The sequence below is a fragment of the Candidatus Streptomyces philanthi genome (assembly GCF_059553635.1).
Window position 1 is genome coordinate 1 of sequence record NZ_JCANQV010000009.1, and the last position, 21,345, is coordinate 21,345.

Annotated in this window: 23 protein-coding genes and 1 pseudogene; 12 read left to right on the plus strand and 12 right to left on the minus strand. The window is 70.9% G+C overall.

From position 1 onward, the window contains the following. From AC51EU_RS02565 to AC51EU_RS02585, 5 genes and pseudogenes are all read left to right on the plus strand, one after another. Window positions 1-202: pseudogene (locus AC51EU_RS02565) on the plus strand (type III PLP-dependent enzyme); the annotation flags it as partial. Window positions 203-1,280: 1,078 nt separating this feature from the next. Next, window positions 1,281-2,123: a hypothetical protein gene (locus tag AC51EU_RS02570; RefSeq protein ID WP_496264948.1), complete on the plus strand. Its 843-nt coding sequence runs from the start codon at window positions 1,281-1,283 to the stop codon at window positions 2,121-2,123. Between the two features lie 82 nt (window positions 2,124-2,205). Then, entirely contained in the window at window positions 2,206-3,978 is a 1,773-nt protein-coding gene (locus AC51EU_RS02575) for an ABC transporter ATP-binding protein (RefSeq protein ID WP_496264949.1), read from the plus strand. Beyond that, window positions 3,975-5,750, plus strand: a complete 1,776-nt coding sequence (locus AC51EU_RS02580) for an ABC transporter ATP-binding protein (protein ID WP_496264950.1) — start codon at window positions 3,975-3,977, stop codon at window positions 5,748-5,750. The genes AC51EU_RS02575 and AC51EU_RS02580 overlap by 4 nt, the downstream gene beginning before the upstream one ends. Window positions 5,751-5,867: 117 nt before the next feature. Beyond that, window positions 5,868-6,575, plus strand: a complete 708-nt coding sequence (locus AC51EU_RS02585; protein ID WP_496264951.1) for a GNAT family N-acetyltransferase — start codon at window positions 5,868-5,870, stop codon at window positions 6,573-6,575. Between the two features lie 70 nt (window positions 6,576-6,645). Here the strand turns inward: AC51EU_RS02585 and AC51EU_RS02590 are convergent, their stop codons facing one another. The 10 genes from AC51EU_RS02590 to AC51EU_RS02635 form a co-directional block, all read right to left on the minus strand. Continuing rightward, window positions 6,646-7,770, minus strand: coding sequence for a SagB/ThcOx family dehydrogenase (locus tag AC51EU_RS02590; RefSeq protein ID WP_496264952.1), 1,125 nt, complete (start codon window positions 7,768-7,770; stop codon window positions 6,646-6,648). Window positions 7,771-8,019: 249 nt separating this feature from the next. Further along, a complete protein-coding gene (locus AC51EU_RS02595; protein ID WP_496264953.1) occupies window positions 8,020-8,808 on the minus strand; it encodes a class I SAM-dependent DNA methyltransferase in 789 nt (262 codons plus the stop codon). Window positions 8,809-9,178: 370 nt separating this feature from the next. Then, window positions 9,179-9,982, minus strand: coding sequence for a DAPG hydrolase family protein (locus AC51EU_RS02600; protein WP_496264954.1), 804 nt, complete (start codon window positions 9,980-9,982; stop codon window positions 9,179-9,181). 15 nt (window positions 9,983-9,997) lie between these two features. Beyond that, window positions 9,998-10,243, minus strand: coding sequence for a DUF1427 family protein (locus tag AC51EU_RS02605; RefSeq protein ID WP_496264955.1), 246 nt, complete (start codon window positions 10,241-10,243; stop codon window positions 9,998-10,000). Beyond that, window positions 10,240-10,392 (minus strand): DUF1427 family protein, encoded by a 153-nt coding sequence (locus tag AC51EU_RS02610; RefSeq protein WP_496264956.1) that lies wholly within the window; start codon window positions 10,390-10,392, stop codon window positions 10,240-10,242. The genes AC51EU_RS02605 and AC51EU_RS02610 overlap by 4 nt, the downstream gene beginning before the upstream one ends. A gap of 196 nt (window positions 10,393-10,588) precedes the next feature. Next, entirely contained in the window at window positions 10,589-11,119 is a 531-nt protein-coding gene (locus AC51EU_RS02615; RefSeq protein WP_496264957.1) for a carboxymuconolactone decarboxylase family protein, read from the minus strand. 6 nt (window positions 11,120-11,125) lie between these two features. After that, window positions 11,126-11,884, minus strand: coding sequence for an MBL fold metallo-hydrolase (locus AC51EU_RS02620; protein WP_496264958.1), 759 nt, complete (start codon window positions 11,882-11,884; stop codon window positions 11,126-11,128). A gap of 268 nt (window positions 11,885-12,152) precedes the next feature. Next, a complete protein-coding gene (locus AC51EU_RS02625; RefSeq protein WP_496264959.1) occupies window positions 12,153-12,836 on the minus strand; it encodes a DAPG hydrolase family protein in 684 nt (227 codons plus the stop codon). Between the two features lie 8 nt (window positions 12,837-12,844). Next, on the minus strand, window positions 12,845-13,135 hold the full coding sequence (locus AC51EU_RS02630; protein WP_496264960.1) for a DUF1427 family protein: 291 nt from the start codon (window positions 13,133-13,135) through the stop codon (window positions 12,845-12,847). Further along, window positions 13,132-13,284 carry a DUF1427 family protein gene (locus AC51EU_RS02635; protein ID WP_496264961.1) on the minus strand — a complete coding sequence of 51 codons (153 nt, stop codon included), beginning with the start codon at window positions 13,282-13,284 and terminating at the stop codon, window positions 13,132-13,134. The genes AC51EU_RS02630 and AC51EU_RS02635 overlap by 4 nt, the downstream gene beginning before the upstream one ends. Before the next feature lie 108 nt (window positions 13,285-13,392). Between AC51EU_RS02635 and AC51EU_RS02640 the strand changes: the two genes are divergently transcribed. Then, window positions 13,393-14,022, plus strand: a complete 630-nt coding sequence (locus tag AC51EU_RS02640) for a TetR/AcrR family transcriptional regulator (RefSeq protein WP_496264962.1) — start codon at window positions 13,393-13,395, stop codon at window positions 14,020-14,022. Between the two features lie 253 nt (window positions 14,023-14,275). Here the strand turns inward: AC51EU_RS02640 and AC51EU_RS02645 are convergent, their stop codons facing one another. Beyond that, on the minus strand, window positions 14,276-14,653 hold the full coding sequence (locus AC51EU_RS02645; RefSeq protein WP_496264963.1) for a nuclear transport factor 2 family protein: 378 nt from the start codon (window positions 14,651-14,653) through the stop codon (window positions 14,276-14,278). 234 nt (window positions 14,654-14,887) lie between these two features. Further along, on the minus strand, window positions 14,888-15,409 hold the full coding sequence (locus AC51EU_RS02650; RefSeq protein WP_496264964.1) for an NUDIX hydrolase: 522 nt from the start codon (window positions 15,407-15,409) through the stop codon (window positions 14,888-14,890). Between the two features lie 243 nt (window positions 15,410-15,652). On the opposite strand from AC51EU_RS02650, the gene AC51EU_RS02655 reads away from it, so the two are divergent. From AC51EU_RS02655 to AC51EU_RS02680, 6 genes are read left to right on the plus strand one after another with little or no spacing between them, the layout of a single operon-like run. Beyond that, window positions 15,653-16,375 carry a DUF1684 domain-containing protein gene (locus AC51EU_RS02655; protein WP_496264965.1) on the plus strand — a complete coding sequence of 241 codons (723 nt, stop codon included), beginning with the start codon at window positions 15,653-15,655 and terminating at the stop codon, window positions 16,373-16,375. Window positions 16,376-16,411: 36 nt separating this feature from the next. Beyond that, window positions 16,412-17,926 (plus strand): ABC transporter substrate-binding protein, encoded by a 1,515-nt coding sequence (locus AC51EU_RS02660; protein ID WP_496264966.1) that lies wholly within the window; start codon window positions 16,412-16,414, stop codon window positions 17,924-17,926. Between the two features lie 19 nt (window positions 17,927-17,945). Beyond that, window positions 17,946-18,914, plus strand: coding sequence for an ABC transporter permease (locus tag AC51EU_RS02665; RefSeq protein ID WP_496264967.1), 969 nt, complete (start codon window positions 17,946-17,948; stop codon window positions 18,912-18,914). Further along, window positions 18,911-19,735 carry an ABC transporter permease gene (locus AC51EU_RS02670; protein WP_496264969.1) on the plus strand — a complete coding sequence of 275 codons (825 nt, stop codon included), beginning with the start codon at window positions 18,911-18,913 and terminating at the stop codon, window positions 19,733-19,735. The genes AC51EU_RS02665 and AC51EU_RS02670 overlap by 4 nt, the downstream gene beginning before the upstream one ends. After that, window positions 19,732-20,535, plus strand: a complete 804-nt coding sequence (locus tag AC51EU_RS02675; protein WP_496264971.1) for an ATP-binding cassette domain-containing protein — start codon at window positions 19,732-19,734, stop codon at window positions 20,533-20,535. The genes AC51EU_RS02670 and AC51EU_RS02675 overlap by 4 nt, the downstream gene beginning before the upstream one ends. Continuing rightward, window positions 20,535-21,308, plus strand: coding sequence for an ABC transporter ATP-binding protein (locus tag AC51EU_RS02680; protein ID WP_496264972.1), 774 nt, complete (start codon window positions 20,535-20,537; stop codon window positions 21,306-21,308). The genes AC51EU_RS02675 and AC51EU_RS02680 overlap by 1 nt, the downstream gene beginning before the upstream one ends. The last annotated feature ends 37 nt before the right edge of the window (window positions 21,309-21,345 follow it).

The following is a 21,345-nucleotide window of genomic DNA, read 5'->3' on the forward strand; positions in this document are numbered from 1 at the left end:
CCCCCTCGATGTGTCCGGCGGTGCGGGCGCCGCCGCCGGCCCCCGGGTCGGCGATGTGTGGGCGATCCCCAATGTGGGGGCCTACGGTCTCGCCGACCGGGTGCCGTCACCGGGTGGGGCGCGGCCGGTGGAAGTGGTGGTGGACGACGGCAGCGATGTGGTGAGCGCCCGCCGTCTGGGGGACCGCCCGAAGGCGTGGTGACCGCCGGTGCCCCCGCGCACGGCCTGCCCGCGTACCGCGTTCGCGGGGATCGCGCCACCGTCCGCCCGTTCCGCCGTCGCCCGGGGAAACCGTTCCTTCTCCCCCACCACCCGTGCCTCACCACCGGCGGACGGTCGTGGCCGAACCCGCTCGCGCGGGCGTTCGCCGAACCGGCCGCCGAAAGCCGAATCCGCAGGTCCGCCCGGTGCCCGTCGCGGGACTTCCGGTGCGGCCCGGCGGCCGGAACGCGCGTCCCGTCGTACGGCCGGACGAATCCGGGCCGCGAGTTCCGCCGATAAAGCGGCCGTCCGCCTCCGGAAAGTCTCCGGCTCAAGCCATTACCTCCATTCCGTCAATGGCCCGCCCGCCTCTTCACACGACGCGGGACACCCCGCACATGCCAGCGGATGATGCCTTGACTGGCCCGCTCAGGTATCCCTAGCCTTCATTGACATCTTCACGGGGACCGTCCAAGGGTGAGGGATCACGAAGATGCTCATCAGCTCAAGGCCGTCCAGACCCAACGGCGTTCTCTCCGATGTTCGCGGCTGAGGGATTCGCGCCGCGGCGTCCTTCCCCCCTTACCCGCGCTGCGGTGAGCGCCTTCCGCGGGAAGGTTCCGTCCGGCCACGAGGTGGCCGCTCCTTCACGCACCGGCGCGTCCTTGCCATCTTTTTGCCGGCGGGCGCCGGGATTCCGGCACACCGCACCGTCCGGCTGAGATGGCGAAAAATCATCACCGGATGACGGCGGGTGGGAACTCCGCGTGTCGTTCCGTGGATGGCGGGTATCGATCTTTCGGTATTCGCGTTCCGGAAAGCTAGGGTGACTTTTCCTCGACGGCGCTGTCCCGGGAACGGGACCAGTGAATTCGTGGCAGTCGGTTCGCCGAAAGGAAGATGAATTGGCTCCCCACACACCGGTGGAGAACGGCTTATGTCCGGGGCCCTCGTTCTCGCCGCTCCTGACAGGCGGTACGGACTCTTCGGCGGCCGACGGGAAGAACGTGGTGCTGGTCCCCGTGAATTCCCTGGTGCCGAGGACCTCCCTTCGTGCCGACGGCGTGACGCGGGCCCACGTGGAACTTCTTGCGGAAATCGGTGACGAGCTTCCGCCGATCCTGGTGCACCGGCCCACCAGGAAGGTGATCGACGGCATGCACCGGCTGCATGCCGCCCGTCTGAACAACCGGGGAGAAATCGCGGTCGAGTACTTCGACGGCTCCGAACGCGCCGCGTTCCTTCTGGCGGTCGAGGCCAATGTCCGGCACGGTCTGCCCCTGACGCTCGCGGACCGCAAGGAAGCGGCCGCCAAGGTCGTGACAGCGTACCCCGAGTGGTCCGACAGTGCCATCGGCGCGAAGGTCGGCCTCTCGTCGAAGACGGTGGCGAAACTCCGGCAGAAACACCTTGGTGACGATACGTCAGCCGTCGCGCGGGTGGGCCGGGACGGCCGGGTGCGGCCGCTGAACAGTACCGAGGGCCGGATGCGGGCCAGTGCCATCCTGGACGAGAAGCCGGAGGCGTCCCTGCGCGAGATAGCCAGGTCCGCCGGGATCTCGCTCGGCACCGCGCGGGACGTACGGGAGCGCCGCAGCAGGGGCGAGAGCCCGCTGCCGGGCGGCCGGGCCTCCCGCAAGGAACTGCTGTCCCTGGCGGAACGCCAGATGGGCATCGAGGTCGTGGACTGCGCCTCGTTGATGGCGTCCCTGCGGACCGATCCGACGCTCCGGTACAGCGAGAGCGGCCGGCTTCTGCTGCGCTGGCTCGACGCGCGGATACTCCGCGAGGAGGAGGTCCGTTACGCGGCCGGGGTGCCGGCCCACCGTTCGGCGGTCGTCGCCAGCATGGCCCGTACCTGCGCGGCGCTGTGGGAGCGGGTGGCGGCGGAGCTGGAGCAGCGCGAGGAGGAGGGCGCGTAGCCGCTCCCCGCCGGGCACCAGCCGAATCCTTCTTCCGGGGCCGGGAGTTCCCGTGCGGCCCCGCCGATCCCGAGGTGCGAGCATGACGGATTCTCCCGCGCGTCCGGCCGGTCCGGATCTGCGCGGCACCGGCAGGTACCTGTGGTGGCTCGTCAGGACGCGGCCCCTGCGGGCCGCGGCGGGCTCGCTGCTGGGCGTTCTGTGGATGACCGGCCAGATGATCCCGCCCTATGTGCTCTCCCGGGCGATCGACGAGGGCGTCGCGCCGAAGGACTGGCCGGTGCTGGCCGGGTGGTCGGCGCTGCTGCTGTGCGTGGGCTGCCTCAACGCGTGGTGGTCGATCGGGCTGCACCGCAGGATGACCCATATCCGTATGGACGCCGCGTTCCGTACGGCGCGCCTGGTGGAGGCGCAGGCGGCCCGGCTCGGCGCGGCGCTGTCCCGGCAGGTGACCGCCGGGGAGGTCGTGACGATCGGTATGGCCGATGTCGTCGCGATCGGCAACGCGCTGACCATCCTGGGGCCCGGCGTCGGCGCGATCTCCGCCTACGCCGTGGCGGCCGTCCTGCTCCTGGACGTCTCCGTCTCCCTCGCCGCCGTGGTGCTGGTGGGAACGGTGGTGCTGGCCGTCGCGCTGGGGCCGCTGCTGGGGCGTCTGCAGAAGGCGGACTCCGTGTACCGGGAGCGGCAGAGCCTGCTCGCTGCCCGCCTCGTCGACCTGGTCGGCGGGCTGAACGTGCTCGGCGGCCTCGGCGGCAAGGACCTGTACCTCGCGCGCTACCGGCGGCGCTCGCAGGAGCTGCGGGAGGAGGGGTACCGTGTCGGCGCCGTCAGCAGCTGGATCGAGGCGCTCGGCGTCGGTCTGCCCACCGTCTTTCTCGCCGTCGTCACCTGGCTCGCCGCCCGTATGGTGGCCCAAGGTGTCATCAGTGTGGGTGAGTTGGTCGCGGTCTACGGCTATGTCGCCGTTCTCGTGGTCCCGGTCTCCTTCCTGATCAAGAGCGGTCATGACATCACCCGTGGCCTGGTCGCGGGGCGCCGGGTGATCCGCTTCCTGTCGCTGCGGCCGGCCCCGCTGGGGGTCACCGCGGACGGGGACCCGGACGCCCTGGCCGCCCCGGAGCAGCCGTCCGTCCTCCACGACCCGGACTCGGGGGTGGTGGTGGCGCCCGGTGAGCTGACCGTGCTGGCCGGGACCCGCCCGCCCGAGTCGGCGGCCGTCGTGGACCGGCTGGGGCGTTTCGCCGCGTCGTCGGTGACCTGGGGCGGTGTACCACTGGCCCGGGTGCCGCTGGAGCGGGTACGGGAGCGAATCCTGGTCGCCGACAACGAGGCCGATCTGTTCGCGGGCACCCTGCGCGAGGTGGTGCGCGGGCGCGGCGGCGCGGACGACGCCGCCGTCGACCGTGCCCTGTGTGCGGCGATGGCGCAGGACATCGTCCAGGGGCTGCCGCACGGACTCGACTCGGCGGTCGAGGCCCACGGGCGGAACCTCTCCGGGGGCCAGCGGCAGCGCGTCCGGCTGGCGCGGGCGCTGGCCGCCGACCCCGAGGTGCTGCTGGCCGTCGAGCCGACCTCGGCGGTCGACGCCCATACCGAGGCGGCCGTCGCGGTCCGGCTGCGGGACGCCCGCAAGGGGCGGACGACGCTGGTGACCAGCACGTCGCCGCTGATGCTGGCCCAGGCCGACACCGTTCACCATCTCGTCGGCGGGAAGGTCGTCGCCACCGGCACCCACCGGGACCTGCTCGCGTCCTCGGCCGCGTACCGTGCCCTGGTCTCCCGGGGCGCGGAGGACGACGAGGCCGGGCCGCCCGTGCGGCACGCCGCGCCGGTACGGGGGGCCGTCCGATGACCTCGGTCCCCCGGCCCGCCGACGGGCCGCTGCTTCCGGTGGCGGGGCCGGCCCGCGTCCGGCGGGCCGCCGCGCGGCTGATCCGCCGTGACGCCCGGGCCTTCACCGCGGTGATCACCCTGAACGCGGCGGCCGCCGCCGCCGGACTCGTCGGCCCCTGGCTCCTCGGGAAGATCATCGACGGGGTCCGGGCCGGGGCCCCGGTCACCGCCGTCGACCGTCTCGCCGCCGCCCTCCTCGTCTTCGCCCTGGCGCAGTTCCTGCTGGCCCGCTGGGCGCGGCTCGTCGGCTACCGGTTCGGCGAGCGGACCATGGCCCGGGTCCGGGAGACCTATGTGCGGCGGGTGCTGGCCCTGCCCGCCCGCGTCGTCGAACGCGCGGGGGCAGGTGATCTGAGCGCGCGCGGCACCGGAGACATCGCGGCGGTGGCCGGCATGCTGCGCGACGCCGGGCCCGATGTGCTGATCAATGTGGTGCGGGCGGTGTTCACTCTCGTCATGGTCTTCGTCCTCTCCCCCGTCCTGGGGGTGTGCGGGGTGCTCGGTCTGACCGGGATCTGGTGCGCGGCCCGGTGGTACCTGCGCCGGGCCCACAGCGCCTACCTCGCCGAGGGCCGGGCCAACTCCGCCCTCTCCGAGGTGCTGACCACCACCGCGACGGGCGCGCGCACCGTCGAGGCCCTCGGTCTCCAGGACGACCGGGCCGCCGCGTGCGACGAGGCGATCGCCACCAGCCGCCGCGCCCGCGTGCGCACGTTGTTCCTGCGCAGTGTGCTCTTCCCCGTGATGGACGTCTCCTACATCGTCCCGGTGGTGGTAGTGCTGCTCGCGGGTGGTCTGCTGCACGGCCGGGACGCGGTGAGCCTGGGCACGGTGGTGGCCTGCGCGCAGTATCTGCGGCAGCTGTCCGACCCGTTGGAGGCGATCCTGCTGCGGATCGACCAGATGCAGAGCAGCGGGGCGTCGTTCGCCCGCGTCGAGGGCGTCGCCCGGGCCGCGGAGGAGCCACGGCCCGGCGGGGAGGGCGCGGCGCCCGCTCCCCGGGGGCACGGCATCGATGTCGCGGGGGTCTGCTACGCGTACGACAACGGGCCCGACGTCCTGCACGAGGTGGATCTCACGGTGCGTCCCGGTGAACGGCTGGCCCTCGTGGGTCCCTCGGGCTCCGGCAAGACGACGCTCGGCAGGCTGCTGGCGGGTATCGACGGCCCGCGCGCCGGACGGGTCACGGTCGGCGGGGCTCCGGTCGCCCGGCTGGACACCGAGCGGCTGCGCAAGGAGGTCGTTCTCGTCACCCAGGAGCGTCATGTCTTCATCGGCACGGTCCGCGACAATCTGGTGATCGCGGCGCCGGGGGCCGGCGACGAGGAGTTGTACGCGGCGCTCGCGGCCGTCGGCATCGACCGTGACGCCGAGCTGCCGGACGGGCTCGACACCGAGGTCGGCGCGGGCGGCCGCACGCTGGACGCGGCGACGGCGCAGCAACTGGCGCTGGCCCGCGTGGTGCTGGCCGATCCGCACACCCTGATCCTCGACGAGGCGACCGCGCTGCTGGACCCGGCGACCGCGCGGCACACGGAGCGGGCGCTGGCCGCCGTGCTCCGGGGGCGCACGGTCATCGCCATCGCGCACCGTCTGCACACCGCGCACGACGCCGACCGGGTGGCCGTCATGGAGAACGGGCGGATCACCGAGACGGGGACGCATGACGCGCTGGTGGCGGCCGGTGGGGCGTACGCGGCGCTGTGGGACTCCTGGCACGGGCGGAGCTGACGGCGCTCCGAGTGGGCAACGGGCCTGCCACGAACGGGTGGTGGCCCGGTGGCGCGCATCGATCGCCGGGCGCGCGGTTGCGCGGGCCAGGGCGATGGGCGGCGTTAGCCTGGCCGCATGCACTTGGACGAAGGCCGGCTGTTGCGGCTAGAGGTGGACACGATCCATGGACTTACCCCTGGGAGGGGCGATGCCCCGGGGACGGTGAGGGACGAGAAGGTGCGCGCGGTGTGGTCCTGGTCGCCGGGGGCGAGGCTGCTCGCCCTGGGCGCCGGGGTCACCGACCCCCTTCCCGACGACGACCGTGACGAGGCGTACGCGGGAGAGAGGCCGCCGCGGGCGCTGGTCCGGCTGGCGGAGGCCCTCGGGGGCTCGGCCGCGTCCGTCGAGGGCGGGCCGAGCTTCGTCTTCCCCGACCCGCTGCCCGAACCGGCCCCGTCGCCGCTGCCCGTGATCGTGTCGGACGAGGAGGGCAAGCAGGCCGCACGGCGTCTGAAGCGTCCGGACAACTGGGAGCCCGGTGAGTGGGACGAGCTGACCAAGGGCGTGATCGGCGAGTGGTCGATGGCGCTGGACGGTGACGAGCCCGTGTCGATCGGCCACACCCCGGCGCAGAGCGACGTCGCGGCCGAGGCGGGCATCTGGACGCGTGCCGATTTCCGGGGCCGGCGTATCGCCGCCCCCGTGGTCGCGGCGTGGGCGCGGCGGGAGCGCCGCAACAAGGAGGTGCTGTTCTACAGCACCACCACGGCCAATCACGCGTCCCGGTCCGTGGCCCGGGCGCTGGGCCTGACTCCTTTGGGGTGGATCTGGACGGTGCGCTGAGCCCGTCCGCCGCGTCCGGCCGGCCCGTGGAGCACGGGCCGGCCGGACGCGGCACCGGTGCCGCGCCGTCTCAGGGGCCGATCCGGGTCGCGCGGAACGCCTCCAGGCCCGCGGGCCGCTTCAGGCCGTCGGTCCCGTGCCTCCCGGGGTCGGCCGGCATCCCGGCGCCGAGGAGGTACAGCGCCGTCTCCTCGACCCCGTCGACGCCCAGGAGGTCCTCGACGTCGGTGTCGGCGAACGCCGCGGTCTGGAAGGGGCCCAGCCCCAGCGAGGTGGCCACCATGGCGAACGTCTGGGCGAGGTGTCCGGCGTCCATCAGCATGATCCGGTAGGTGCGCGCCGTCTTGTACTTGGAGCGCATCCGCTCGACCAGCGAGGTGAGGACGACGACGAAGGCGGCGTCCTCGATGCCCCGCTGGTTGACGCTGAGCTGTGCCACCTCGTGCCAGGGCGGGCGGTCGCCGAGGAATTCCAGGCCGTGGGTGAGCACGTTGTAGTGGTAAATGCCGGGTGCCAGATGGGCGACGCGGTGCACGAGGACATACGCCTCGATCTCCTGCCGTGAACCGGCCGAGGCGCTGGTGCGCTGCATGAGTCCGCCGTAGGCGTCCGCGTCGATGAACGCGGCGGGGCCGAAGACGGAGGAGAGCAGGGCCGCGAGGTCGTCCAGCGGCACCTCCTCGTCGGAAAAGGCGCGGTGGGTACGGCGGCCGTAGAGCACGTCCTCGAAGGATTTCCCGGTCCGCCGGGGGGCGCGGGGCAGCAGAACGGTGTCGGCTCCGGGATACGTCTTGAAGAGCGCCGGTTTTTCTCCTCGCTCCGCGAGTTCCCGGCGCAGTTCCGGGGTGTCCTCGGTGTACGGGGCGTTCTTGGTCATCGCGTGGGCGTAGCGGGCGCAGATGTTCCATTCGGGCCAGGCGGTCCCGATCGCCTCGTCCTTTTCCGCTCCGGGTTCCCCTCGGCGTACGACGAGCCCGGATTCCTCCAGTGCCGCGAGGGACTGCCGTACGGATTCCGGGTCGAAGTCCGGGAAGTGGGAGGAGACCTTATCCGCGTCGGTCCATTCGCCCAGTTCGTTCAGCAGCTCGGCCGCCATGGGGTCCAGGGAAACGGTGGTGCGGGTCCGGAAGTTCTCCACGACGAACGCGTTCTCGTGCCAGTAGCACACGATGCTGCGGGCCCTGCGGATGGACATGCTGCTCCTCATGCCTGGACTGCGGCCGGGCCCCGGGCGGGGGTCCGGCCGCAGTCGACGTCACGCGGCGTGAACCACGACGTACTTCTCCTCGGTGACAACCGGCTTCACGTTCACGATCATCTTGCGCATGATCCACCTCCTTGTTTTCCGTGGGTTTCCGAAAACGGCCGGCCCGGGGGTTCCCGTGCCCGGGCGTCCGAGGACGACCGGAGTGGCCGGCCGGACCAGGGGCGGAGCCGCGCGGCGCTAGCGGCTCACGACATAGAGGATCTTCCGGCCGCGGATCTCGTCGCCGGAGTCGGTCAGTTCGCCGGCCGTGAGGCCGTGCGCCGCGACCAGACGCAGTCCCGCTTCGGCCAGCAGCCGCCGCACCGTGGCGTCGGAGTGGTGGCGGTAGACGTGCCGGGAGGTGACACGGCGCCAGTTCTCCCCGCCGCGCCGGAAATAGGTGTGGGTGACGTCGATGATGGCGTCGGGCTCCACCGGTGCGGGCCCGCCCTGCCAGACGTCGAAATGGTCGTCCAGGTCGACGACGCGGGTCACCGCGTAGGCACGCTGATAACTGCCCAGCGTATTCATGTCGAAAACGAATATCCCGCCGTCGGCCAATTGCCGGGCCACGCCGCGGAAAGCCTGCGAAAGCTGTGTGTCGTCGGTGAGATAGCTCAGCGGCTCACCCATGCAGGTGGCGATGTCGAACGGGCCGAGGTCGGGCATGTCCCGGAGGTCGCCGACCTCGAAGGTGATTCCGGCGGCGGCCGGCTTGGAGCGGGCGAGTTCGATCATCGAGGGGGAGAGGTCGGAGCCGGTCACGTCGTATCCGAGGTCCCGGAAGGCGACCGAGCTGTTTCCGGTGCCGCATCCGACGTCGAGCAGTTTCCGGCCGCCCGGTCCGTATTTCTCGATGAGTTCCTGGTAGAAGGAGACCCACCGGGCGAAGAGGGGGTCCACGGCGAGTGAATCGTAGTCGGCGGCCACCGTTTCGTAAGCGGTGAGCGCCTGGTCGAAATGTATGTCTGCGGCATCCGTGGACACGACAACCACCCCTCGGCCGAAAGGCCCGCTCTTTCCTGACCTCTGTTCGATCGAGAGTGAACTTATCGACGGCGAAAGTGACGGGTCAAGCAAGCGGAGCTGAATGTCCAAATGCGCGGTCTTGAGAATTCCCTTTGTTTGGGAAATGTTGATCAAGGTTTCGGCGGGGACGTCATATGCCACCGGCCTTTTTCCTGGTCGATCGGGTCGGTTTTCGGATTACGGACATGATCGTCCGCCTGTTCGAACACCTCGGCAAGAGGTGCGTTTCGGCCATTCCCCGGAGGATGCCCCGCGCGACCGCGCCCCGGCGTCGCGGCCGACGGGTGGGGAAGGCGCCGCTTCTTCGTCCGGCGGACCCCCGGGCGGCTCATCCCTGGTGGCCGAATTCCTGGTGGATGGACGCCAGGAAGGTGGACAGGTGGGTGAATTCGGTCTGGTCGTGCAAGAGCATCTCGTAGGCGAAACCGAGCGCCTCGGCACGTTCCTCGTCGGTGCTGTAGGTCTTGCCGCGGTCGAAGATGTAGCGGCTGCGCAGTTCGAAACCGTCGGCCGTGGTACGGACGAGGTGGAGCATGACGCCGTTGTTGATGCTGAGCCTGCCGCACGCGTGGGCGCTGATCCCGGACCGGGCGAAGCGGTCGGCGTCGAAGCCCAGTTCGGCGGGGTGGCGGAACTGGATGGTCAGCTCCGAGCGCATGGGGCCGATGTACTCGATGATGTCGTGGGTGTTGCCGATGTAGCGATCGACGTCAGCGACACCGGGCCGGGTGAGGACGTCCTGGTCACGGGGGATGGCCTGCTGGTGGTTGTAGGGGTACCACAGCGAGTAGCGCTCGGGCTCGACGGAATGCCACCAGAACCACCAGGTGAACATCTCCGGTGTGCAGCCGGGGAAGCGGGTGAGGCTGGTGACGTACGGGTGGCCGTCGTCGGTGACGCAGAAGCCGGTCTCGACCTTGTGGTAGCCGGTGTCCAGCAGGGTGTTGAGGTCCTCGGGCGAGCTGGTGAGGGCCGCGTCGGAGGGCATGGCACGCTGGATGGCGGGCATCACGTCGTCGTGGAGCCACAGGTCGCCGTTGAAATACTTGGCGTACGGCTTGCCCTTGATCCGTTCACTGTTGTGCCGGAACAGATCCTGGGTGGCGACCGGGTAGTAGGTCACGGGCAGCATGGCAACGCCCTTCTTTCAGTCGTTGACGTGGCGTGCGGACCCGCCGCCGTCCGGAGCGGGGGCACCGGACGAAGCGGCGGGGCGGCGGCGCAGCCGGGTGAGAAGCAGACGTCCTCCGGATTCGCCGATGACGATGCCGAACAGTCCGACCAGCGCGATCCACGGCGGGGCCGGGGTGGGCACGCCCATGAGCCGGCACAGGAATCCGGCGAGGATGCCGGCACCGAGGGAGCGCGCGTAACGGATGACGGCGCGGCTCATGCGACCGCTTCGAGAATGCCGAAGCCGATCAACATGCCGGCCAGTCCGGTCAGGGCGACCGTGGGGGGCGCCGGGGAGGGCACCCTGATCAGCGCGTACATGATCCCGAGGCCGATTCCGGCACCCAGTGCCTGGGCGTACGCGAGCACCCTTCACCTCCTGCGGTCACGACGCCGCCGTGCACCTGACCACCGGCGATACGGAGGGACCGGCCAGTCACAAAGGCTGGCCTTCCCTGGGTTTGTCTCCTTTGTACTGAGAAAGCCGGTCCGGGCGCATGCCGGCACGGCCGACGGAGTGAAGGGGGAGGTCGTCTCCTACGAGGCCGCGGCCCCGATCGGATGCCTACGTGCGGGCCGACTCCCAACTGGTGGGTTCGGCGTCGAGTTCGATGCCGAGGGTCTCAAGGAACCGGGCGGTCATCATGTAGTGGCCCACGAGGAGGGTGACCGTGGCCGCTCCCTGCTCGCCCAGTGCGTTGACGGCCTCATCGAAGGTGGCGGTGGCCTTCGGGCTGGCGTACAACTCGTCGACAAACCGCAGGACGGCCGCCTGTTCCTCGGTCAGCTCGTCGAAGCGGCCGGATTCCAGCGCGGCGACCTCGGCGTCGGTGACGCCGACGGACCGGGCGATGCCGATGTGCTGCATCCGCTCGTAGGCGCTGTGGCTGAGTGCGCCCACCCGGAGGATGACCATCTCGCGGAGCTTCGGGTCCAGGGGGGATCGCGGGAAGGCCGTGCCCAGGGACAGGTAGCCGTCGGCGATCCCGGCCGTCGTGCACAGCAGCCCGCGGGTCAGGTTCGCCGGGAACCGGTCGTAGGCGGCGCGGTCCGCGTCCGGCATCGTGGCGGGGTCGGGGAGGTCGATGCGTGCCATGGTGGTTCATGCCTTCCGTGATGGAACGTAGCCGCTGTCGTGTGCGTGCCGGCGGGCGATGCCGACGGCTTCCGCGATGGGCATGCGCAGGGGGTCGCCGTGGCCGGGAAGAACGATGTCGGCGTCGAGGACTTCCAGGGCATCCAGTGCCGCCAGCGCGTCCGGCAGCGAATGGGCGAAGAACCAGGGGCACAGCTGTGGTCCGTCGAACAGCGAGGTCGGGTGCCCGGTGAGCAGAGCGTCTCCGGTGATCACCGTGTGGGAGTCCGGCAGGTGGAAGGCGGCGTGACCGGAGGTGTGACCGTGGGTGGGCACCGCGACCGGCCGTCCCGGGATGTCGAGCGGTCCGGCGCCGACGGGCCTGACGTCGTCGATCTTCAGTTCCTTGGTGGCGCCGACCTTCTGCACTTTCTCCCACCACTCCCGCGTCTGCGGCACCGGCCCCTTGTCCACGTCGGCGGCGCCGGCCTGTTCGAGGAATTCGCGGCGCGCGTGGTGGACTTCGATCGGGTCGGCGTAGACGGGGGCCCCGAATCGGCGGTGGAAGTCCTCGGCCGCTCCCATGTGGTCGATGTGTGCGTGGGTCAGCAGGATCGCGCGGACGTCTTCGGGCTTCCTGCCGATCGACCGTATGGAGTCCTCCACCGCCGCGACGTCGCCCGGCCATCCGCCGTCGATCAGTGTCAGATCCGTGCCCTCGCGGAGGATGACCCAGTTGACATCGGTTCCGCCGAAACAGAACACATTCTCGGCAGCCTCACTCATGGCTTTCCTTTCGCCGCATGCGTGCGGGTGAACGGCTGGCGGCCGACACCGCCTTGCCGATGCTGGGCAGCCCCTGCGGGCCGCGGCCGGCACCCCATGGGGACGTGACACCGGCCGGCGACCTCGTACGTCGCGACGGGCAACATCGTCGTACAGCGCCCGGCGAACCGCGACCCGTGGCCGCCGGGCCGGCCGGCGACGTGCTGGACCGGACCGGTGACAACGGCGCCCCCGGCGACAACACGTGTCGGACTGTCTCCGGTGCGGGTCACCAGGGTTCGGGGACCGGAATGGTGTCGCGGTGCTCGCCCGCGTGGAGCGAGGGCAGGAACCGCGACAAGAAGGTGAACTCGTTGTAGCAGTGCCGCAGCACTTCGCGGCCGAACTCATCCGTGAAGGTCTCGGTCATCTGCTGCGGCGTCAGCTTGCCGACGAGATCCACACCGAAGTAGAAGTTGCTGCGCAGAGCGCTGCCCCAGGGCGTGTCACGGCACAGGTGCATGAGCCGGTTGCCCAGGACCCGGCCGTCCTCGTCGCGTTCGGCATCGAAGCCCATGCCGATGCGGCCGCAGACCGCGCCGGTGATCCGTCCCTCGCTGCGTGCCTGCCGGTAGGCGGCGGGGGTGAAGAACTCCTCCGGGTCACGGAACTGAACGGCGACCTGCTGTGCGGGCAGATGCCCGAAGCGTTCCTCGGCGAGGTGAACCGAGCCGGGCAGCTCTCCCTCGACTCCTTCGGCCCAGTCGCTGGCGACGTGGTCGATCGGGTGCCACCAGATGTACTGCTGGGTGAGGGGACGGGAGCGGAACCACCACTCGAACATCTCGCCGCTGACGCCGTGCAGGTCGGTCCGGCAGGCGATATGGAGGACTCCGTCCGCATCACGCTCGAAGCCGGTCTCCAGCGGCAGCGGGGCCGGGTCGAGCAGAGCGTCAAGGCCGGTGAAAGGCATTCCTGTTCTCACTTTCCGTGTGTCATCGCGGGGTCGGGTGCGGCGGCCGACGCAGTCGGCGTCCCGCGGCCCGCGTGGTCGGGACCGGGGTGGGGCCTTGGCCGGGTGCGCGCAGAGCGGATCCGTGCCAGCAGACCGCGCGCCCCGCTCTCGCCCGCCACGATGGCGAGCAGGCCGAGCAGTGCCGGCCACGGCGGGGCCGGTGAGCGCACGCCCATGAGCCAATACAGCAGTCCGGCGGCGATGCCCGCGCCCAGGGACAAGGCGTAGCGCCCGGCTGTCGCGCGGACGCCGGTCATGTCAGGGCTCCCGGGATTCCGTAGCCGATCAGCATTCCCGCCAGTCCGGTCAGAGCGATCAGCGGAGGAGCCGGGGAGCGCACGCGCAGCAGCGCGTACATCACGCCGACGACAAGACCGGCTCCGGCGACAGCGGCGTAGGTGAGCACCGCGACCTCCTGGTTCGAGCGGTGGCCCTGTCACGGCCACCGTCTGGTTCCACCACCGTAACATGAACATGAATCCATATTCACTTCCGCTTGTGTGAGGATGGCCCCATGACCACACGCCCCGGCCCTCCCCGGCAAAAACGCAGCCAAGCGGCGATGGAACGCATCCTGGAAGCCGCTCAGCAGCTGATCGCGGAGGAAGGCATCGCCGGATTCACCCTCACCGCGGTGGCCGCCCGCGCCGGCGTGGCCGTGGGCACCGTCTACCAGCGCTTCGCCAACAAGGAGGACCTGCTCGTCTCGACCCAGCAACGCTGGCTCGACGAGGTCGCCCGGATCCAGCGGGAGCAGTTCCTGCCCGCCGCGGCGCAGCAACCGGACTTCGTCCGGGCCGTCTCCCTGTACGCGGAACAACTGGCCGCCCTGTTCCGGGACCACACCTGCCTCGTCCGCGAGTTCGTCGTGTACGCGGCCGCCATCCCAGCCCTGCGGGAAGCCGCTCAGCAGCGACTCGACCAGCTGGCGCAGGAGCGGTGCGACGCCTTCATGGCGCTTCCCGACCGGCCCCCGCACATCACACGCGGCCACATCCTTCTCACTCTGCGCGCCGTGCAGTCCCTCCTGGAGTGGCGCGTCGCCACCTCGCCCGACATGGCGGAGGCACTCGCCATGCCGTGGGACACATTGGCCGACGGCATCCCGAAACTGGTCACCGCCTACCTCGGCCACGACGCCTGATCAACCGTCGAGCCCCCGGCCGGTGGCCTGCGGACCGCGACCGGGACGGCCGACCGGTGCACGGCGACCGGGACGACCGGCCGTGGCCGACGGCCCGGACCGGCGGCCGGCTGCCCGGTACGCGGATCTCCTGGAGGCACCCCGCTTCGCCTCCATCGGGAAGGCATCCGCTGGGGCGGACGCCCCCCTCAACACCGCAGCCCAGAGCGCCGAAGGGGCACGTTCGGGAGAAGGACAGCGGCAGCAGGCCGACTCAGGAGGCGGACGGTCCGATCTCCCCCGCAAAGACGATGACCTGGTCGATGAGGCTCCGCCGCAGATGGACGACGTCCGTTCCCGCCAGCTGGGGGCCTCCGTCCGGCGTGGTGAAGACCCACTGGTACCGGGCCCAGTCGTGAGGCATGTCCACCGCCGAGCAGCGCACCATCGTGCCGGTCCCCGCCGGGTGGCGCCGGATGTCCAGCACGAACCGCTCGACCGCCGCGATTCCTTCGCTGCGCCCCAACGGCCCCCAGAAGACCACGTCCGAGGTCAGGGCTTGGGAGAGCAGGGCAGTCACATAGCTGTCGTCCGAGGCGTTGAACGCGGAGATGAACGTGTCGATCGCGGAGCGTGCGGTCTCTTCCTGCATGCCCCAGTAATACCAGCCGTTTCACGTGCGCTCGCCCCGCGAGCCGCCTTCCGATCACGGGGAACCAGCCCGGTCACAGCACCAGAACTCCGGAGACGTGCTACCTCGGGCACGGGTCCGTCGACTCCCACCGGGCCGGGGAATCCTAGGTCAGGCGCCTTCCAATGCCGCGAACCACCGTCCCGGCTCCTGCAGCCGATGCTTGCCCTGGACCGCGGCGACCCGCATCGCCGATCATCCGGCCGCCGCCTTGCCCGCACCGCTTCCGAACCCGGACTCCAGATATCGGCGCAGGGCCTCCCGCCCTCCCGGAACGAAGACCCATTCATCAGCGACGTCACGCAGTTCGTCCACTGTCATCCCGTCGTGCCAGTCGATCTCAACCGGGTCCGGCACCAGAGCCTCCGACACGACGGCCTCATGCACCCCGAACCAGACGGGGCTGATCCCTTTCCGGCAAAGGAACTTGAACAGGGAACGCACCGGCACACGAACGCCCAGCTCTTCCTTCAGCTCGCGGACTGCCGCCTGCTCATACGACTCACCCACGTTCACGGCGCCGCCGACCATCACGTCGTAGTAGCCCGGGAACCGGGACAACGTCTCGGCCCGCCGCAGCACCAAGATCCGCCCATCGTGATCACGGCAGATCGTCGTCGCAATGCGATGCGGCCAGTTCTCACGCACCGCCTCATCCCGGTCGACGACACCCAGTACGCGGTCATGCTCGTCGACATGCTCAACCAGTTCACTCACGGAGGCACGATCTCAGCTCCCACTGACATCTCTGCCGGACAAGCACTGGGGCGGCACGCCCGCCCCGGCCCCTCGTAAACACACTCCGCTCCCGGCCGCCGCCTCAGGCACGCCCGTGTCGCCCCGCGTCTCACCACTTGGCGGCATTTGACATTAGCTTCCCTTATGGGAGATAAAGAAGATCCTTTGATGCAAGCTTCACCCAGCGTGGCCGCCGGCGTGGATGCTGACGTCCCTACGCGAATGAGTGCCGCCATGCCCGACATAGCCCGAGACAGCGTCCAGGAGTGGGAGGCGTGGCGCGCCGAGCGCCACCGCCTCGTCACCGCTCCCACCGGCAACCTCGCGCTGGTCGAGACCCGCTGGCTTCCCTCCGGTGAGCGCCCCGACCTCGACGCCGCCCGCGCCGGGCAGCCCGCGTCCCGCACCGTCACCGCCGTCGAACGCGTCAACGCGGCCGACGGCCGGCCCGAGCACGGGCTGCGCTTCTGGGACGCGCACTCCCCCGCCCTCGCCCGCTTCGCGCGCATCGACGCCTTCCCGTACGACCCCGCCTGGGTCCTGGAGGCCGCCTACACCCCCGTCGAGGGGGCCCGCCGCGTCGCGTTCGAGCACATCCGGGACAACGGCGGCACCCGTGACCTCGTCGTCCCCGGGGACATCACCCTCACCGTCGGCGGCACCGAGCACACCCTCAGCGCCTTCGACGACGACGGCACCCTGCTGCTCGTCTTCGGCGACCCGACCAACGGCGTCACCACGTACGGCGCGGGCCGCTTCCTCTTCGTCCGGCACACCGGCGAGGGCCGCGTCCTCCTCGACTTCAACCGCGCCTTCGTGCCTCCCTGCGGCTTCTCCGATCAGTACAACTGTCCGATGCCGCCGCGGCAGAACCGCTTCCGCCTGCCGGTCGAGGCCGGCGAGAAGCTCCCGGTCTTCCGCGACGGCGCCACCGGCTCCCCCTGACCGTCCCGCTCCGCAGCCCCTGTACGAAGGCACCCCATGAACCTCCGCAAGAAGCCCCTGGCCGCCGCCGCGCTCACCGCCGCCCTCGCCGTGACCCTCGCCGCGTGCGGCGGCGCCAAGAGCGGCGGCGCGGCGGGCGGCGCGTACGACAAGAACGCCACCGTCAACATCGGCTCCCTCTACGAGCCGCAGAACCTCGACAACACCGGGGGCGGCGGCCAGGGCGCCACCGAGGCCCTCAACGGCAATGTCTACGAGGGCCTGTTCCGGCTCACCGACAAGGGCAAGGTCGAGAAGCTGCTCGCCCAGGACTACCGGGTCAGCGGCGACGGCCTCACCTACACCTTCACCCTGCGCGACGGGGTGACGTTCCACAGCGGCAAGAAGCTCAGCAGCCGGGACGTCAAGTTCAGCCTGGAGAAGATCCTCGCGAAGGACTCGCAGTCCGCCCGCAAGGCGAACCTGGAGGTCGTCAAGGACATCGCCACCCCCGACGCGCGGACCGTGAAGGTCACCCTGTCGAAGAAGTCGATCTCCTTCGTCTACCAGCTCTCCTACGTCTGGATCATCAACTCCGAGGCGAAGGACCTCCGGACGACGGAGGACGGCACCGGCCCGTACACACTGGACAAGTGGACACGCGGCTCGGCCCTCGGTCTCGACCGCTTCGCGGGCTACTGGGGCGACGCCGCGAAGAACAAGCGGGTCGTCTTCCACTACTACAAGGACGCGACGGCGCTGAACAACGCGCTGCTGACCAACGCCGTGGACGTGGTCACCAGCGAGCAGTCGCCCGACGCCCTCGACCAGTTCACCTCGAACCGGAACTACAAGGTCAACGACGGCAACTCGACGACCAAGCTGGTCCTGGCCTTCAACGACAGGGCCAAGCCGTTCGACGACGCCAGGGTCCGCCGGGCGGTCTCCGCGGCCATCGACGACAAGAAGCTCCTCGACTCCGTCTGGGGCGGCTACGGCAAGCTGATCGGTTCGATGGTGCCGCCCACCGACCCCTGGTACGAGGACCTGACCAAGGTCAACGCGTACGACACCGCCAAGGCGAAGAAGCTCCTGGCCGAGGCGGGGTACGCCGACGGCTTCTCGTTCACGCTCGACACCCCGAACTACGACCCGCACCCCACCGCCGCCACCTTCATCAAGTCGCAGCTCGCCAAGGTCGGTATCACCGTCACGATCCGCACGATCACGCCCGACGAGTGGTACACGAAGGTCTACAAGAACCACGACTTCACGGCCACGCTCCAGGAGCACGTCAACGACCGTGACCTCGTCTGGTACGGCAACCCCGACTTCTACTGGGGCTACGACGACAAGCAGGTGCAGGACTGGGTCGAGCGGGCCGAGCGGTCCGCGACGACCGACGAGCAGACCGCGCTGCTGAAGAAGGTGGGCCGCAGGATCGCCGAGGACGCGGCGAGCGACTGGCTGTACCTGTACCCGCAGATCGTCGTGGCGAACAGCAGGCTGTCGGGCTACCCGGTCAACGGGCTGAACTCGCAGTTCTTCGCCTACGGCATCAAGAAGAGCTGACCGGGACCCCGCCCTCGTCATGATCAGGTACCTCGCGCGGAGACTGGTGTTCCTGCTGGTCTCCCTCGCGCTCGCAAGCGTCGTCCTCTTCGTACTGCTGCGGATGCTGCCCGGCGACCCGGCGAACGCGCTCACCTCGGTGGGCGCCACGCCGGAGCAGATCGCCGCGGCCCGGCACGCCATCGGCTCCGACCGGCCGCTGCCCGCCCAGTTCACCCACTGGACCGGGCAGTTGGCCGGCGGTGACCTCGGTACGTCCTTCGTCAGCTCGCTGCCCGTCGGTCCCGAGGTGGCGCAGCGCCTCGATGTGACGGTGCCGCTGACGCTCGCGGCGTTCGTGCTCGCGGTGCTGCTCGCGGTGCCGGCCGGGTTCCTGGCCGCGTACCGGCAGCACACCTGGTACGGGGCGCTGCTGAACGGTGTCGCCCAGCTCGGCATCGCCGTGCCGGTGTTCTGGCTCGGCATGATCCTCATAGCCGTCCTCGCGCTGAACGCGGGCTGGCTGCCGGCGGGCGGCTTCCCCCCGGAGGGGTGGGACACGCCCGGGGAGGCCGTCCGGTCGCTGGTGCTACCGGTGGTGACGGTGGCGCTGGTGATGGCGGCGTCCCTGACCCGTTACGTGCGTTCCGCGACGCTCGACGTGCTCGGCAGCGAGTACCTGCGGACGGCGCGGGCGCTGGGGTCCTCGTTCGGCGGGGCGATGTGGCGGCACGGGCTGCGCAACGCGTCCGTCCCGGTGATCTCGGTCCTCGGTATGGAGCTGGCCTCCACCCTGCTCGGCGCGGTGGTCGTCGAGTCCGTCTTCGCGCTGCCCGGTCTGGGTTCCCTGCTCGCGACGGGCATCGCGCAGCACGACTACCCGGTCATCCAGGGGGTGCTGTTCGTGTCGACGCTCGCGGTGCTGCTCATCGGCTTCGCCGCCGACCTGGTGCAGCGGATCGTCGACCCGCGGCTGCGGGGGCGGCTGTCGGGAGGTGGGGTCCGGTGAGGCGCCGTTCCCTGACGCTGTGGACGGGGGCCGTCCTGGCCGGACTCGTCGTCCTGCTCGCGCTGCTCTCGCTGGTCTGGCTGCCGTTCGACCCGTCGGACACCTCGGGCGGGCGGCTCGCGGGCCCCGGTGACGGGCATCTGCTCGGCACCGACAAGCTCGGGCGCGACCTGTTCACTCAGCTGATGACCGGATCGCGGATCGCGCTGGAGTCGGGAGTCGGCTCCGTGCTGATCGCGGCGGTCCTCGGGGTGACGCTGGGGGTCCTCGCGGCGTTCGCGCAGGGCTGGTTCGACGACACCCTCTCGGCACTGCTCGACATCCTCATCGCGTTCCCGACGCTGCTGCTCGCCATGCTGATCGTCGCGGCGCGCTCGGCGACGCTCGGCTCGGCGGTGCTGGCGATCGGCCTGGCGCAGAGCGCGGTGGTCGCCCGCCTCACCCGCGTCCTGGTCAAGCGGGTCCTCGCGCAGGACTTCATCACGGCGTCCCGTACGTCGGGGACGTCCTGGCCGCGGATCGTCGCCGGGCACGTCCTGCCCAACATCTGGCCGACGCTGGCCGTCAACCTCGCGCTCCAGTTCGGTCTCGCGGTCCTCGCCGAGGCGGGCCTGTCCTACCTCGGCCTCGGCGCGCCGCCGCCCCACGCCTCGTGGGGCCGCATGCTCCAGGAGGCGCAGGCGACATTCACCACCGCTCCCGCGGGCGCGCTGGCACCGGGGGTGCTGATCGTGCTGCTGGTCATCGGCGTGAACCTGGTCGCGGACGGGCTCCGGGACGTCCTGGACCCGACCGCCCGGCGCGGGAGGGCGGCGGCATGAGCGTGCTTCTCGACGTACGGGACCTGACGATCCGCACGGACGACGGGCGGACCCTCGTCTCCGGCCTCTCCTTCTCCGTGGCGCACGGCGAACGCCTCGGGCTCATCGGGGAGTCCGGCTCGGGCAAGTCCCTGACGACGCTGGCGGTGCTCGGTCTGCTGCCGGACGGGATGACCGCGAGCGGCAGCGTCGAGCTCGACGGGGTGCAGACCGTCGGCGCGAGCGAGCGGACGCTGGCCGGCGTGCGGGGACGCGGCGCGGCGGTCGTCTTCCAGGAGCCGCTGACCGCGCTCGACCCGCTGATGCGGGTGGGCCGGCAGATCGCCGGGCCGCTGCGCAGACGGCGGGGCCTGAAGGGCGCGGCGCTGCGGGAGGCGGTCGCCTCGGCGCTGGAGCAGGTGCGGCTGCCCGATCCGGCCCGTACGGCCCGCGCGTTCCCGCACGAGCTGTCCGGCGGGCAGCGGCAGCGGGTGGCACTCGCCATGGCCCTCGCCTGCGACCCGGCGCTGCTCATCGCGGACGAGCCGACGACCGCGCTGGACGTCACCGTGCAGGCCGAGATGCTCGGTCTGCTGGACACCCTCGTCCGCGAGCGGGGCATGGCCGTGGTGTTCGTCAGCCATGACCTGGCGGTGGTGGCGCGGGTCGCGGACCGGGCCCTGGTGCTGAAGGACGGGCGCGCGGTGGAGTCGGGGGACGTACGCGAGCTGGTGGCCGCGCCGCGCGAGGAGTACACGAGGGCGCTGGTGGACAGCGCCCGGCAGCTGGAGTCGGCGCTCGACTCCGTCGGAGGTGTGTGATGGCGTCGCCGGTGCTGGAACTGGACGCGGTGTCGTACGCCTACCGGCGCGGCGCGGCCCCCGTGGTCGCGGACGTCTCGCTGGAGGTGACGGCGGGGCAGAGCCTGGCGCTGGTCGGCGAGTCGGGTACGGGCAAGACCACTCTGCTGCGGATGCTGCTCGGGCTGGCGCGGCCCACGTCCGGCCGGGTGCGTTTCGACGGGGAGGAGCTGCGGCTCGGGGACCGGGAGCGGATGCGGCGGTTCCGGCGGAGTGTGCAGTGTGTCTTCCAGGACCCGTACGCGTCGCTCGACCCGCGGCAGCGGGTGCGGCGGATCGTGGGGGAACCGCTGCGGTCGCTGGGTGTCGCCTCGGGGGACGAGGCGGACCGGCTCGTGGGGCGGGCCCTGGAGCGGGTGGGACTGCCGGGGGACGCCGCGTCCCGTTATCCGCACGAGTTCTCCGGCGGTCAGCGGCAGCGCATCGCGATCGCGCGGGCCACGGTGTGCGACCCGCGGGTGCTGCTCGCCGACGAACCCGTCTCGGCGCTGGATGTGACGACGCGGGTGAAGGTCGTCGATCTGCTGGCGGAGCTGAAGGAGACCGCGGGGCTGACGGTGGTGATGGTCTCCCACGATCTGTCGGTGGTCGCGGCGCTCTGCGAGCGGACCGCGGTGCTGGAGCGGGGGCGGGTGGTGGAGTCCGGGGCGACGGCCGGGGTGCTGGGCGCGCCGTCGCACGCGTACACCCGCCGGCTGCTGGCGAGCGTGCCGCGCCTTCCGGCGGCCGGTTGACCGCCCCCCCGTCCGGGGGAAGTTGGCGGGCCGGAAT